Origin of the sequence: Bradyrhizobium sp. LCT2 (assembly GCF_009931255.1) — a bacterium.
In the GTDB taxonomy this organism is placed as follows: domain Bacteria; phylum Pseudomonadota; class Alphaproteobacteria; order Rhizobiales; family Xanthobacteraceae; genus Bradyrhizobium; species Bradyrhizobium diazoefficiens.
Window position 1 is genome coordinate 8,410,331 of the sequence record NZ_CP034432.1, and the last position, 13,293, is coordinate 8,423,623.

The following is a 13,293-nucleotide window of genomic DNA, read 5'->3' on the forward strand; positions in this document are numbered from 1 at the left end:
CCAGTGATGAGTCAAAAATCAGGCGCGCACTTCACCGAGAAGCAGGGACATTACCTGGCCTTCATCCATACCTACGCCCACATGTTCGGACGCCCACCCGCCGAAGCCGACATCCAGCGCCACTTCCGCGTCAGCCCGCCTTCGGTCCACCAGATGATTGTCACCCTCGAACGAAACGGCTTCATCCGACGTCGACCCGGCGTCCCCAGACGCATCGAAATCCTCGTGCCGCCGGAAAGCTTGCCGATCCTCGAATGGCTCGGCATCAAAACGTCAAAATCACTGTGGTGAACCACTACCTAGCGCGATCTTTGCCTTCAGTGCCGCGTCGACCTTGCGTCTCGTCTTCGTCGTCATCATGCGTTCCGTCTATCAAACGGAGCAGCCCGTTCAACAAGCACGTGGTCCCAAAATCAGGGCCATTTCAGTTGCGATGGTCCCGTGGGAGACGATCAAGCTCAGGCTCCCAGCGTTTGTGCTCTATCGCAGAAGGGCTGGACGCGTTGCAGTCTTCTCTCTCGGCCCTGCACGTGGTCATCGTCAGGTTACCGACAGCTTTCCCCGGCTAAACACTTGGCGCTGATCGGACTGGAACACATCGCACGATGCTCACGGTGTAGGCATACTCGTGGGGGTGTTGTGGTGTGAGGGCCACGTCGAGAAGTGGACTCTTAGATAATCGGCCTCGATCTTTGTTCGCAAACCCCGGGACGTCAGATTCAGGCCAGCTTCAAACAGTGCTATATCTTTGAAAGTGAGAACGGATGGATTTCCCCTCGACCCAGTGGGTGCGTGAACAATCGGACAGCGCAGGCCCGCAGCAGAGGTCGGCCGCGGTTCCGTCCCCAGGAGCGGAGATATTTGAGCGGCACCTGACCGAGATCGCTTTTGGAAGCGGTGAAGCAATGCCGGAGCAGCCGGCTCAGCCAACAGCGGTTGCAATAAGGCGCAGCCCGCAGCCTCTTTATCCCGAGGATGCTTCGCTTATTTGTGGGCTTCAGGACGCCCTCATCAAGGGCGGGGCCACCGAAAGCACCGCCAAGTCCAATGTGTGTCGCCTAATCACCTTCGGCCACTGGCTCTTAGCAAACAACAAAAAGTCGATCGGTACCCGGCTGAGCCATGAGTCACTAATCGCTGATGCGCGTCAGTTCATCGCAGAGGGGAATTACAGGGGTATCATCGGGGCAATACGTCATCTTCGGGACTCGCAGTTGATGGGCGGTGTCGCGCAGGTCAGACGCCCAAATCCTCACTTCGAGGACGTGACTCTCATCAAAGAGTACAAGAGCGAAACACCGACCCGAACCACCAATAACTATGCCCCTTATCTTGTCCGCTTCAGTGACTATCTTCGTCGAAACAACCGGCCGAGTTTAGCTGCTCGGCTTTCCGAAACGTCGTTGTATGAAGATGCCAAGACTTTCAAAGCGCACCACGGTGGTGATCGGAGGACCCTATCCGCGCTCGCTCATCTCCGCAAATCCCAGGCGGGCGCTAAGGCGATGGAGCTTGAGCGCCATATTGATCCCGAAGACGCAGCCCTGAAGGAGCCGAGGCAGGTCGGCGCCGCCGCTGCGCAGCACAGCGCGCCGCAGGAAGTCGGCGGCGGGCCAAAGGAGCTTCCGGCGGAATGCCACGATCGGGATTCGCTTTTGGGGCTGATGGATGAACCCGGCGCTGTGTTATCTGTCGAGCCGGCCGCGCGCCATGACGGGGCACCCGACCCCGGAGCGTCGGTCCGTCCCTTGACCTTTCGCCAAGACGGCGGGCAATCGCCGGACGAGCCGATAGGCGCGCGTGCCAGGAGTGATCTGCCAAGCGAGGGGGACCTTATCATCCCTGATCACCGCATGGTGGAGCGCGCTGACCCCGGGCAAGGCCCTTGGCAGGCGGAGGATGATCTGGCCTGGTCGCCGCTCTTAAACGTTGACCCAGAGGAGCTTCGACGGCTACTGGATGACGAGCCGATGTCCTCGCAGCCGATCTATAATGCGGCGGAGCTTCAAGACAGTGAAGACCCGTTTGAGCAGCTGCCGAGCGAAAATTTGGCGGAGCTTCTGGAGGCGCTTGCTTCACCTCGCCATTCGCCAGCGGACAGTGTCGATCAGCCTGGCGCAGCCGTTCCTTGGCCATTGCAAGCTGGCGATCGCAACCGCATTTGGCTGGAGGCGGAGCAGGCTGGCCATCTGCCCATCAGCGGTGCGCATGACCCAGCTGATTTGAGGCCAGCGAAGAGGCCGAGAACCCTAGACCCTTTGCAAGGCGTTGGCAGCGGGCAGCAGTTGAGCGCGGTCGGCAATTCGGGCGGCCGCCTGCTGACGCCGGCCTCCGCCGATCAGCTGGGTCCATCGCCTTGGCAGGCGCAGCCGATAGTGCCAGAGAGCGGCTACGAAGACGCCGCGGTGCAGCATGCGGTCGCGACTGACCTTGACGCCGCCGCTGCGCAGCCCAGCGTGCCGCAGGCTGTCCGTTGGCCATTGGTCGTCCCGGAAGATTACGTTCAGGGTCTGCATTTGATGGTGGAAGACGGCCCGCGGTGGCCCGGGATTCCTCCTCAGCAGGAGCAGGACATAGTTCAAGCTGAAGGGCAGGAATCTGGCTGGTCCGCCTCAACCTGGTCGCCGCAGATGCCGTCCGACTTTGATTGGAGTATGTGGCCGACCTTGGAAACAGCGCCAGCGCGCTTTGCTGTCAGGACTCACTCAGACGCTGACGATGGTCTTGAAGTATCGTTTAATTCGAATTCGCTCGCAGCCTTCGAGCCGCATGACACTTGGGGGCCGCCGCTTGACGTTCCGCCGCCGTTTGCAGGGCCAGGACTAGGGCATCACCGTGGCGCTCGACAGCGCGAAGCGCCGCAGGAGCTTGCCCCAATCCCAGGCGGGGAAGAATTAGCTTGGCTGACCGAGCAGATGTGGTCTGAGGATCCATCGGCTAGGCTGTCAGACATTTACCGCAGTTCCGTTAATCCGAATCCACCTGCAGCCTTCGAATTGGGTGACAATACGAGCTTTGCGCCGGTGCACGTCGCCAGGGCTGGCTCAAACCTCTCCTCAGGTCTCCCATTGGTTGACCTGACTGCACCTACGCTGTCCGAATTCAGCGATGAGGCTGATTCTGCGTGGCGGGGGCCAACCAGCTTCAATGCTCAGATCGGGACTTTGGATCCGACCGTCTCCAGCCGGAGCGGGCTGATGCTCGGCGATAGGGAGTGGCTCACCGATGACCATATTCTCAGGGATTATGAGCTCCTGGAGGAGGATTTGCGGAACATCGATCCGATTCTCGCCGGCCGGACGCAGTTCGTGGACCCCATCGTAGCCAATCAGCAGCTGGCCTGGGGCGATACGCAAAGTGCCTTCCAAAGCATCGTCAATCGGCAAGGTCCCGATAGAGCCGACTTTCTGTTCGTGCCAGTGAACGATGCCCATCCTCCTGATTTCCGCGGCAGCCATTGGTCGCTGTTGCTCGTTGACCGACGCGATCGTCAAGAGCCGGTCGCCTATCACTACGACTCCGCCGGACGCTACAATGCAACACCTGCAAGACAGCTCGCAGGCCGGCTAGGCGCCCGTCTGGAGTGGCCCCGCGCGCCTTGGCAGGACAACACCTATGATTGCGGCGTCTTTGTCGTCGACGCCACGCGGGAGCTGGTTAGTCAATTGGCGCAAGGAGAGCAGCCGGACCAGCTGAACCTCGACGAACTCGTCCCCGATCGGCAAGCACTGCAAAACCGACTGAGGGGCTGAGGTCGGCTATGCGGATCCCGCGAATTTTACAAGCTAGGCGTGAAGGCATCCATCGTCACCAACAACCAAAGAGCTCCCGGCGGCTTGTTCGTGCTTCACGCCTGCTCGCTGCCGGACAACCCCTACGACGGTCACACCCTTCGCGACGTCATCGAGCGCACCGAGAGCCTCACCGGCTGCCCGATCGAACGGGCCTATGTCGACAAGGGATATCGCGGCCACGACACACAAAATCCCCGCCGCGTCTTCATCTCGGGCCAGAAGCGCGGCGTCTTCGGCGTCATCAAGCGCGAGCTACGCCGCCGTTCCGCCATCGAGCCCATCATCGGACACATGAAGAACGAAGGTCACCTTGGCCGCTGCTATCTCAAAGGCCGCGCCGGAGATGCCGCTAACGTTCTCCTCTCGGCCGTTGGCCACAACCTCCGCCGTGTCCTGGCTTGGCTCAGAGACCTTTTGTCCCTCTTCCTGCCCTCACTCTGGCCAACGCTCAACTGTCCAGTTCAGCCCAGTTCGGCTTATTAACAACTTCTGAGACCGGATTATGCGGGGTCTGGCATTGATCGGCTGCGATAGAGGATCAACAAGGCACGCAAGAGTTCCGCGAACCATCGCAGGAGCAGGCTGAAGTTGATGGGGTGGACGCCCCCCGACGGCATCGATGTGCCAAAGTGGAGACGTTGAAACCACTTGAAGGAGGCGTCCATGGTAACTGTTAGCACAATTGGCTTGGATTTGGCCAAGAACGTATTTCAGGCGCACGGTGCGGATGCGGGGGGCGCGGTCGTTTTCAGAAAGAAGTTGCGGCGAGATCAGGTGCTTAGGTTTTTCGCCGTTCAACCGGCTTGTATAGTTGCGATGGAGGCCTGTGCCAGTGCCCACTACTGGGCGCGCGAAATCGCAAAGCTCGGTCACACTACAAGGCTGATTGCGGCTCATTACGTGAAGCCGTTCATTAAACGCCAGAAGAATGATGCAGCTGACGCGGAAGCGATCTGCGAAGCTGCGCAACGCCCGACTATGCGCTTTGTGACAATCAAGAGCGAGGAGAAGCAAGCATCCGCGGTCGTGTTCCGAACTCGCGATCTGCTGGTGCGCCAGCGTACCCAGGTCATCAATGCGCTACGCGGTCATCTCGCCGAGTATGGCGACGTCGTGCGACACGGCCCGGCACATGTCGCCAAACTGATCGCACTTGTGCAAGATACCCGATGCGATTTGCCGGAGGCGGCGCGCGCGATTCTTACGATCTTGGTCGAGACCCTGCAGGCGCTCGAGGCCAAGCTTAAAGTACTTGATGCCGAGATCGCAAGGCGGGCCAAGCAGGACGACGTTGCCAGGAGACTGATGGCGATCCCGGGTGTAGGCGCCGTGGTTGCGACAGCGATTGAGGCTCTCGCGCCGCCAATGGAGGTATTTAGAGCGGGGCGCGACTTTGCCGCGTGGTTAGGCTTGACGCCATTGCAGCGCTCTACCGGTGGCAAACAGCGCCTCGGCAAGATGTCGAAGATGGGCGAGCGGACGCTACGGAGGCTTCTAATTATTGGAGCCAGCAGCGTAGTCCGCCAAGCGGTCAGCCGCGGCGCCCTGGCTGGCTCGTGGCTCACGCGCATGCTCGCCAAGAAACCGAGAATGCTTGTGATTGTCGCACTCGCCAACAAGATGGCGCGTGTCGTCTGGGCGCTGATGGTGAAGGGTGGAATTTATCGAGCTCCGACCGCAGCCGCGTGAGCGAGATTGCGGATCTGAGGCGGTCGAAGATGTGAGAAGGTCAATGGAGGTATGGCGCAACGGTCGGTGAGACGAGGTCGGGAAAACCAGTCCAGGCTATATGTGCCTTGAGCACGGGAAGTTGATTTGGACCCGATCCGCTTACTCCCATACGGGCCCGCGGCATGTGAAAGGCCGCATCAGAGGTCGGACACATGTCAGCACCCGATCACACGCCGCACCATCCAAAAGATTCTTCTTGCATCGAAGGGGGCGTCCACACATATAGCCGGCGGCGGCGAGCACGGCGTTGATGCGGTCGCCATCGCGCCCCTTGAGATAGTTGCGGCGCATCCGGTGGCCGTCCTTGAGATGGCCGATCACGGGCTCGACGGCGGCGCGGCGACGCATCTCGCGGCGGATGGCTTTGGTGACCCTGCGGACTTGACCTGAGATCCAGACCTTGAAGCGGTGAGGATAGTTGTGGCCACGATAGCCTTTGTCGCCGTGGATGCGGCGCACGGCGACACCGGTCAGCTTTTCGAGCTCGGGGATGACGGGAGCAAGCGTGCGGCCGTCATACTGCGGATTCCAATGATCGCGCGCGGGTATTCCAATCTGATGCCGCGCAGCGTCCCAATCTGATCGCGCGCAGGTAAAGCCCCCGATCGTTAAAGGCAATTGGCACTATCGTTAGCCTGTGGTCAAGCGGCTGTCGAAGAGAGCGGGTCTGATGTTTGATTTTGGCTCGACGGAGCGAAGCTGACCGGACGCGCACCCCCGACAGTGCCGTAGCGGCCGGTCAGTTTCGCGGGCCGCAGACTAGGTCTTCATCGGCCGACCGCGTAATCAAGGCCGAGGAGGAACGGGTGGGCGACGCATGGAGTCACCGTTCAGTTCGAGCCTGTGAGCGTTGTGAAGCAGGCGATCAAGTATGGCATCGGCATAAGTCGGATCATTTATGAGCTCATGCCATTTGGTAATTGGAAGCTGGCTGGTGACGAGTGTTGATCGACGGCCGTAGCGGTCTTCGAGGATTTCGAGCAGATAATGGCGGGCGTTGGCATCGATGGCTTGGAGGCCCCAATCGTCCAAAATTAGGAGATCGACGGTGGCGATGCTCTTCATCCGCGAGGCGAGTCGGCCATCGCCTCGGGCAAGGTCCAGTTCTTCGATCAAGCGCGGCAACCGGGTGTAAAGTACAGAGAAGTTGTCTCGACAGGCCTTGTGGCCGAGTGCACAGCCTAGCCAGCTTTTCCCGACGCCGGTCGGCCCGACAATGGCGCAATTCTCATGGTTCTTGATCCAGTCTCCCTTGAGCAGCGTGTCGAACAAGCGGCGGTCGAGCCCACGGGGAGCGCGGTAGTCGATATCCTCGGGCACGGCATGATGACGCAGCTTTGCCTTGCGAAGACGAAGCGCCAGGCGCCGGTTGTTACGCCAAGTCGCTTCATGGTCCAGCAGCAACGCCAGCCATTCGGCGTGAGCGAGACCCTGGACATCCTCATTGTCGGTGAGGCTCGTGAAGGCCTCGGCCATGCCGGTAAGGCCGAGCCGGGTAAGCAAGTGGAGTGTGGGGTGTGTCAGCATTGTCTTCCCTTCTAGTGATAATAGTCCGAGCCTCTGATGTTGGTGTGTATGATCGGCTCGCGCTCGGGCGACGCGGGCGTTCGATCGAGCCCCTTCTCGAGGATCGATTTGACGCTGGGGTAGTTGCGCGCCTGGATCTCGAGCGCGCGCAGGGCGGCCGCCTCGAGGCGCTCGGCGCCAAAGCGCTTCTCAAGCCGGAGGATACCCAGGCACGAACGATAGCCCTGTTCGGGATGCGGCCGATCCTCGATGATCCGGTCGACCAGCTGGCGCAGCATCGGGCCAATCCGGGTTGCCTCGCTGCGGATCTTTGCCGGCGTCCACTCGCCATACCGCCGGTGGCTGGAAGGCATGTGGGCGCTGATCGTCGTGTGCCGCCCGTTGCCGCTGCCGCGCATGTGTGCAGCGATGCGCTCGCCCCCCAGGAAGATTTCAACCGTTCGCGCGCAGATCCGCGCTTCGACTGTCAATCGGCATTGGACTGGGACCCCCGATCGGCATCCAAAAGGACCCCCTTTGATCGGCGCGTTCTGCTGGTAGCGCTCGTCTCGTCGGAGCTGGTCGGGATAGCGGAGGCGAGACGAGCGCGGGTGATTTGATCGTCGTCTCGGCTTTTGAATCGCCAGCTGTCGTTGCCGGTCTCGACGATGTCGCAGTGGTGAGTCAGCCGGTCGAGCAGCGCGGTGGTCATCTTGGCGTCGCCGAACACACTAGGCCACTCGCCGAAGGCAAGGTTGGTCGTGACGATCACGGAGGCGCGCTCGTAGAGCCGGCTGACGAGGTGGAACAGAAGCTGGCCACCGGACTGGGCGAAGGGCAGATAGCCGAGTTCGTCCAGCACGATGAAGTCCATCCGGGTTAGGTGCTCGGCGAGCCGGCCCTGACGTCCGCTGCGGGTCTCGGCCTCGAGGCGGTTGACGAGGTCGACCACATTGTAGAAGCGGCCGCGGGCGCCGCTGCGGATGCAGCTTCTTGCGATGGCTATGGCAAGATGGGTCTTGCCGGTTCCAGTACCGCCGACCAGGACGACGTTGCGCTGCTGAGCGATGAAGCCGCCGCCAGCGAGATCATTGACGAGCGTCTGGTTGATCGGCGTTCCGTCGAACTGGAAGTCGGCGATATCCTTGGCAAGCGGCAGCTTGGCAATGGTGAGCTGGTATTTGATCGACCGGGCCTGCTTCTCGTTGATTCGGCGTTGAGCAGGTCGCCGACGATGCGCTGGGGTTCGTGCTGGCGTTTGATCGCGGTCGCCATGATCTCGTCGAAGGCGGCCTTCATGCCATAGAGCTTGAGCTCGCCCATGAGGTCGAAGATTTGAGTTCGTTCCATCAGCTGGTCCTCCTAAGGTTGTCGTAACGGGAACAGTCGGCGATCGGCGCATGGCGAAGCGTTAGCGCCGCCGGCGTCATGATGTTGGCCGGTGGAGCGGGTTCGCGTTGCCGGGCCAGGATGTTGATCACGACATCGGCGGAGTGGACGCCGTGGCCGAGCGCTTCGGCACAGGCGGCTTCCACCGCCGGCAGACCGTCGGTCAGCACCGCGTTGAGGATGTCGACCATCTGCCGATTGCCATCGTCGGTGCTGGCGAGCCTGCGCCGGATCCGTTCGATCGCTGCCGGCAACACCCAGTCCTTGAAGGGAGCGCCATTGCGCAAGGCGCCGGGTTTGCGAGCAAGCACCGGCACATAGTGCCAGGGATCGTAGGTCGTCTCGCCACGTCCGAAGGATCGTGGATGTTCTGCGACGATGCGCCCATCCTGGCGGATCACGATGCGGTCGGCATAGGCCTGGACCTCGACCGGGCGCCCGACCGCGCTGGCTGCGACCGAGTATTTGTTATTGTCGAAGCGCACCAGACAGGTCTTGGAGACCGATGCCGTCACCGCATGGAAGCCGTCGAAGCGGCCGGCATAGGGAACGAGCTTGGAACGCTCGGCTTCGAACACCTCCCAGACCGTCTGCTCGACCAGCTCCGGATGGCGATGAACCTTGGCGTAGCTGATGCACTTGTCGAGCAGCCAGGCGTTCAACTCGTCCAGGTTTTTGAACCGCAGCCGTGGCGTGAAGAAGCGCTCCCGGACCAGCCCGACCTGGTTCTCGACCTGGCCCTTCTCCCAGCCCGAGGCCGGTGTACAGGCGACCGGATCGACCAGATAATGGCTGCACATCTGCAGGAAGCGGCGATTGTAGAGGCGATCCTTGCCGACGAAGATTGTGAGTACGGTCCTATTTTCGACCCACTGCGACCAGATTTGAAGGAGAGGCTTGGCGCGCTGGTCGGGATGACGCATCAGGCGTCGGCTTCGCGCATCGTTTCGAAACGATGGAATCGTGCCTATTGGACCGGGCGATGTTCGCTCAGGGATTACGAGCAATGCAGCGCGCGATAACAACGGCTGTATTCGCCATCTTCATGCTCCCTGCGGGGATCGTACACGCTCAATTTCTGTTTGAACCCCAACACACGTTCTGGCCGGGCCAATACGCTCACAAGCACCACCACCGGCAGACAAACTCTGAAACCGCGCCCGAGCCCCTTCCGAAGGGCCCGCTCCAGATCATCATCTCAATAGCAGACCAACGAGTCTCGCTTTTTGACAACGGCGCCCTGATTGCACGCTCTTCGGTGTCCACGGGAATGGAGGGGCATCCTACGCCCCTCGGCGTGTTCAGCGTTATCAGCAAACAACGATGGCACCGTTCAAATATTTATAGCGCCGCACCCATGCCCTACATGCAACGCATCACCTGGTCAGGGATAGCGTTGCACGCCGGTGTCGTGCCTGGGCATCCGGCGTCACACGGCTGCATCCGTTTGAAGAATGATTTTGCCGTTCGACTCTGGCATCTCACGAAGCGCGGCACGCGCGTGATCATTGCGCACGGTGATGTCCAGCCGGTCGAGATAACCAATCCGCATCTTTTTCAAGCGAAAGCCGCGTCCGCTTCGTCGGAATTCCAGACTGCCACCGTCGCAACCAAGAGCATCGGTACAGCCGCAGCAACGCAGGGATCACTGGTGTCAAACGCGGAGACTCCGGAAGCCGCCAGTCTCCAGGTGCCGGGCTCGGTTCCCGCTGCAAGCGCGCCAAAAAAAATCGTCCCAATCTCCATCTTCGTCAGTCGTAAGTTGAGCAAGCTGTTCGTGCGTCAGGGATTCACGCCGTTGTTTGATGTCCCGGTCAAGATCGAAAATTCGGAGGAGCCGCTGGGAACACACGTGTTTACCGCAATGGAATTCCAGAACGAGGGAACGGCTATTCGCTGGACCGTCGTGTCGATTCCGGACGAATTTCCTCGCATCGAGGGTGCCACGAAAGGGCGCGAGGCGCCCGTGAAGCAAACCGCCCTATCGGTACCGTCGCCCGATCAGGCCAACGCTGTCCTCAACCGCATCGAAATACCTCAGGATACGGTTGAGAGGATCTCTAAACTTCTGACGCCGGCCTCTTCATTGATTATTTCCGACAACGGATTTAGCCATGAGACCGGAAAAGACACGGATTTCATCGTGGTAACGCATTGATGCGGCGACGCAACCCACCAACAAACGACGCCGCTGCGCAACCCGTTGGAATTGTTCGACCGCAATTCTGGTGCAAAATTCTTGATGTCCGCACCTAAGCCAAAACGGCGCGAGGTCCGTTCTGGGTCACGAGCGACAAACCTCACGTTGAGCACAACGAGTCCGCTCTTGCCTCGGTCGCCGACATGCGAGCGGACATGAACTTCTGTCGCTAAGGGCCATAAGCCGACCTGCCAGGGGGCAGGGAATGCTCCGATGAGCGGCAGTGGTGGCATGGCAGACACGATCGAACCGGCTGGGCGTTACCAGCGGCACTTGGTCACCTAGCAGGCTCACCGTCGATCAGGCGAAGGGGGCGGCCCCGGTTGGCTTCGCTGGCAGCGGATGCCAAAAACTCATTTAGCAGGTGTCGTTTGATCCTGATCGGTTCACGCTCGCCTTGGGAAGCGAGTAAGAGAACGCGCTCGGCAACTTCCACCGCAGATCGCTGCTGCTGACGAGTGAATGACGGACTGGAAAGAACGTCGTCTAGAACGTCGCGGAGCATATGTACTGTTACCGTGTCGTAAGTCATGCGCCGAATACCCCGCTCGTCGAAACAAGATGCGTCGTAGTGATGGCGCAAGCGAAAGGAAGTGAAGCGTCGCCGGGCTCGAAATAAGCGTCCCGGCAGCGCTTATTCTCTAACTGAGCGCTGAAATCCCAGTCGTCCTGCATTGTGCAATGGTCATGCCACAGGCTTGTGACGCCGGTTCGCGCCGGGGTTCCATGCGACAGTCGAACGGCGACCGGAAGCCCCGATCGCGATCTACAGTCCCGTAATATGCACGTTGACGTGCATTTGGTTCCCAGCAAGTTCTTAATATATATAAAGAATTTCCGCTAGATATCTGCGCCGAGTGTTGCAGCTTAGCTACATCAACCTTCAGGCGAACGGGATAGCGTTGATTCCTCAGGTGGGCGTCGTGCCTTTTTTGAACTTCTTTCTGGGGAGATTTCTCGTAATGAAAAAGCTTCTGATTGCCGCGGCCGGGATGATGGCCGTGGGTCTATCCGCCCTGCGTCGGCGGCTGATCTGGCGGCCCGTCCCTACACCAAGGCGCCGCCCCGGTGGTCGCGCCGATCTATGACTGGACGGGATTCTACATCGGTGCCAACGGCGGTTGGGGCCAAAGCCACAGTTGCGTGGATTTCGTAACTGCCCTTGGAACGGTCGCGAGCGGGTGCGGTGATCGGTCGGGAGGCGTCGTCGGCGGGCAAATTGGATATCGCTGGCAAACCAGTCAGTTTGTGTTCGGATTGGAAGCCCAAGGCGATTGGGCCGACCTCAAGAACACGCGGGTGAGCCTGTTCAATCCGACGCTCTCAACCACGGCAAAGACTGACGCCATCGGTCTGTTCACCGGGCAACTCGGTTGGGCTTGGAATTCGGCGCTGCTCTATGTGAAGGGCGGTGCGGCTGTGACCAGCAATCGCTTGACTATATTCGACAACACCACCGGGATCGGTCTGGTCTCGGCAGATAATACGCGCTGGGGCGGTACCTTGGGTGTCGGCTTTGAGTATGGCTTCACGCCCAACTGGTCGGTCGGTGTTGAGTACGACCACCTGTGGATGGGGCACGCAAATAACTCCTTCTCCGTGGTCGATCCGCGCCTTGCGGCGGTACTCAACGACCGGATCAGCCAGGACGTGGACATGGTCACCGTTCGGTTCAACTATCGCTTTGGTGGTTACGGGGCTCCGATCGCGGCGAGATACTGATCGCTCCAGTCTGTGCAAACCAAAGCCCCGGCTCGCCGGGGCTTTTTTGCGGGCTATGAATTGCTAGCGTCTGAGGTGGGTCAAAATGCGAAGGACTCAACGTAAGCTCGGGTCTGCTATGCCCCGTTGAATGGACCTCAATGAGGCGTGTCGCCGCTTCGCTACCGGAAGTCAGGCGTCGAACTCCGCGAGAGCATGACGATCTAGCAATTCGATCCGCCGCTGAATGTTTCCGTCAAAGCGCAGCAGCGCTTCGTCTCGAAGTATGGAAAACGCGCGGGAGACGGTTTCCAAGGTGATGCCGAGATAGTCGGCGATGTCGCGGCGGTTCATTGGCAGCAACATCATCGCGGGATGTGCTAGCCGTTCATCCATTTCAAGAAGGAAGGCGGCAACTCTCTCCAGGGAAGTCTTCCGCCCCAGGAGAAGCATGTGATCTTCCGCGTGCTGCAGGTTTTGCGTAACAAAGCAAATGAGGTTTTTTGTGCTGACTACTCGATTTTGCATGGCATCGAGGATGCTGCCTCGCTTTATGATGCGAACGTGGGTTTCGACGAGAGCGTCAGCGCTAAACCGGTGCGCGACGCCATTCTCAAATCCGAACATGTCACCCTGGAGGTGGAACGCATTGATCTGGTGGCGACCATCTGGGAGCATCTTATACGTCCGCACCGCTCCGGAAGTAATCTGGTAGACGTATTCGTCGGCGTGCCCCCCTTCGCCAAAAATCTCGATGCCCTTGCGATACTTGAACTCGCTGCAGAAGACGCGCTCGCCAGCGAGATCGGCGAGGTGCCCGTCAATAGGCTGGCGGGTGGCAGCGTTCGCATTGACTAGCACCGTTCAACCATCCCCGTTTTGTAGCTTGGCAAGGAGTTGAGCATAGAGCAAATCCCCGAGATTGATCAGGCGCAAATTGGGGCGGACCTACGTAGTCAACCGGAGGCGGGT

6 protein-coding genes and 6 pseudogenes are annotated in these 13,293 nt (G+C 60.0%); 6 read left to right on the forward strand and 6 right to left on the reverse strand.

Going from position 1 to position 13,293, the window contains the following annotated elements; translation table 11 throughout:
• The first annotated feature begins 6 nt into the window (after positions 1-6).
• From EI171_RS39660 to EI171_RS39675, 4 genes and pseudogenes are all read left to right on the forward strand, one after another.
• The gene (locus tag EI171_RS39660; RefSeq protein WP_161536475.1) at positions 7-291 is read left to right on the forward strand and encodes a LexA family transcriptional regulator; all 285 of its coding nucleotides are present in this window, start codon (positions 7-9) and stop codon (positions 289-291) included.
• 473 nt (positions 292-764) lie between these two features.
• The gene (locus EI171_RS39665; RefSeq protein WP_161536476.1) at positions 765-3,752 is read left to right on the forward strand and encodes a Ulp1 family isopeptidase; all 2,988 of its coding nucleotides are present in this window, start codon (positions 765-767) and stop codon (positions 3,750-3,752) included.
• Positions 3,753-3,779: 27 nt separating this feature from the next.
• Positions 3,780-4,277: pseudogene (locus EI171_RS39670) on the forward strand (transposase); the annotation flags it as partial.
• A gap of 180 nt (positions 4,278-4,457) precedes the next feature.
• A complete protein-coding gene (locus EI171_RS39675; RefSeq protein ID WP_161536477.1) occupies positions 4,458-5,483 on the forward strand; it encodes an IS110 family transposase in 1,026 nt (341 codons plus the stop codon).
• 141 nt (positions 5,484-5,624) lie between these two features.
• Here EI171_RS39675 and EI171_RS39680 read toward each other — a convergent pair.
• From EI171_RS39680 to EI171_RS39700, 5 genes and pseudogenes are all read right to left on the reverse strand, one after another.
• Positions 5,625-6,059: pseudogene (locus EI171_RS39680) on the reverse strand (hypothetical protein); the annotation flags it as partial.
• A gap of 252 nt (positions 6,060-6,311) precedes the next feature.
• On the reverse strand, positions 6,312-7,052 hold the full coding sequence (gene istB, locus EI171_RS39685; RefSeq protein WP_161536478.1) for an IS21-like element helper ATPase IstB: 741 nt from the start codon (positions 7,050-7,052) through the stop codon (positions 6,312-6,314).
• Between the two features lie 11 nt (positions 7,053-7,063).
• Positions 7,064-7,525: pseudogene (locus EI171_RS39690) on the reverse strand (IS21 family transposase); the annotation flags it as partial.
• 134 nt (positions 7,526-7,659) lie between these two features.
• Positions 7,660-8,381, reverse strand: a pseudogene (gene istB, locus EI171_RS39695) (IS21-like element helper ATPase IstB); the annotation flags it as partial.
• A gap of 8 nt (positions 8,382-8,389) precedes the next feature.
• Positions 8,390-9,274 (reverse strand): annotated as a pseudogene (locus EI171_RS39700) (IS21 family transposase); the annotation flags it as partial.
• 152 nt (positions 9,275-9,426) lie between these two features.
• On the opposite strand from EI171_RS39700, the gene EI171_RS39705 reads away from it, so the two are divergent.
• The gene (locus EI171_RS39705; RefSeq protein ID WP_028176055.1) at positions 9,427-10,578 is read left to right on the forward strand and encodes a L,D-transpeptidase; all 1,152 of its coding nucleotides are present in this window, start codon (positions 9,427-9,429) and stop codon (positions 10,576-10,578) included.
• A 1,004-nt stretch (positions 10,579-11,582) separates the two neighbouring features.
• Positions 11,583-12,342 (forward strand): annotated as a pseudogene (locus EI171_RS39710) (outer membrane protein).
• A 171-nt stretch (positions 12,343-12,513) separates the two neighbouring features.
• Here EI171_RS39710 and EI171_RS39715 read toward each other — a convergent pair.
• Entirely contained in the window at positions 12,514-13,146 is a 633-nt protein-coding gene (locus tag EI171_RS39715; protein WP_039185326.1) for a helix-turn-helix domain-containing protein, read from the reverse strand.
• Positions 13,147-13,293 lie beyond the last annotated feature (147 nt).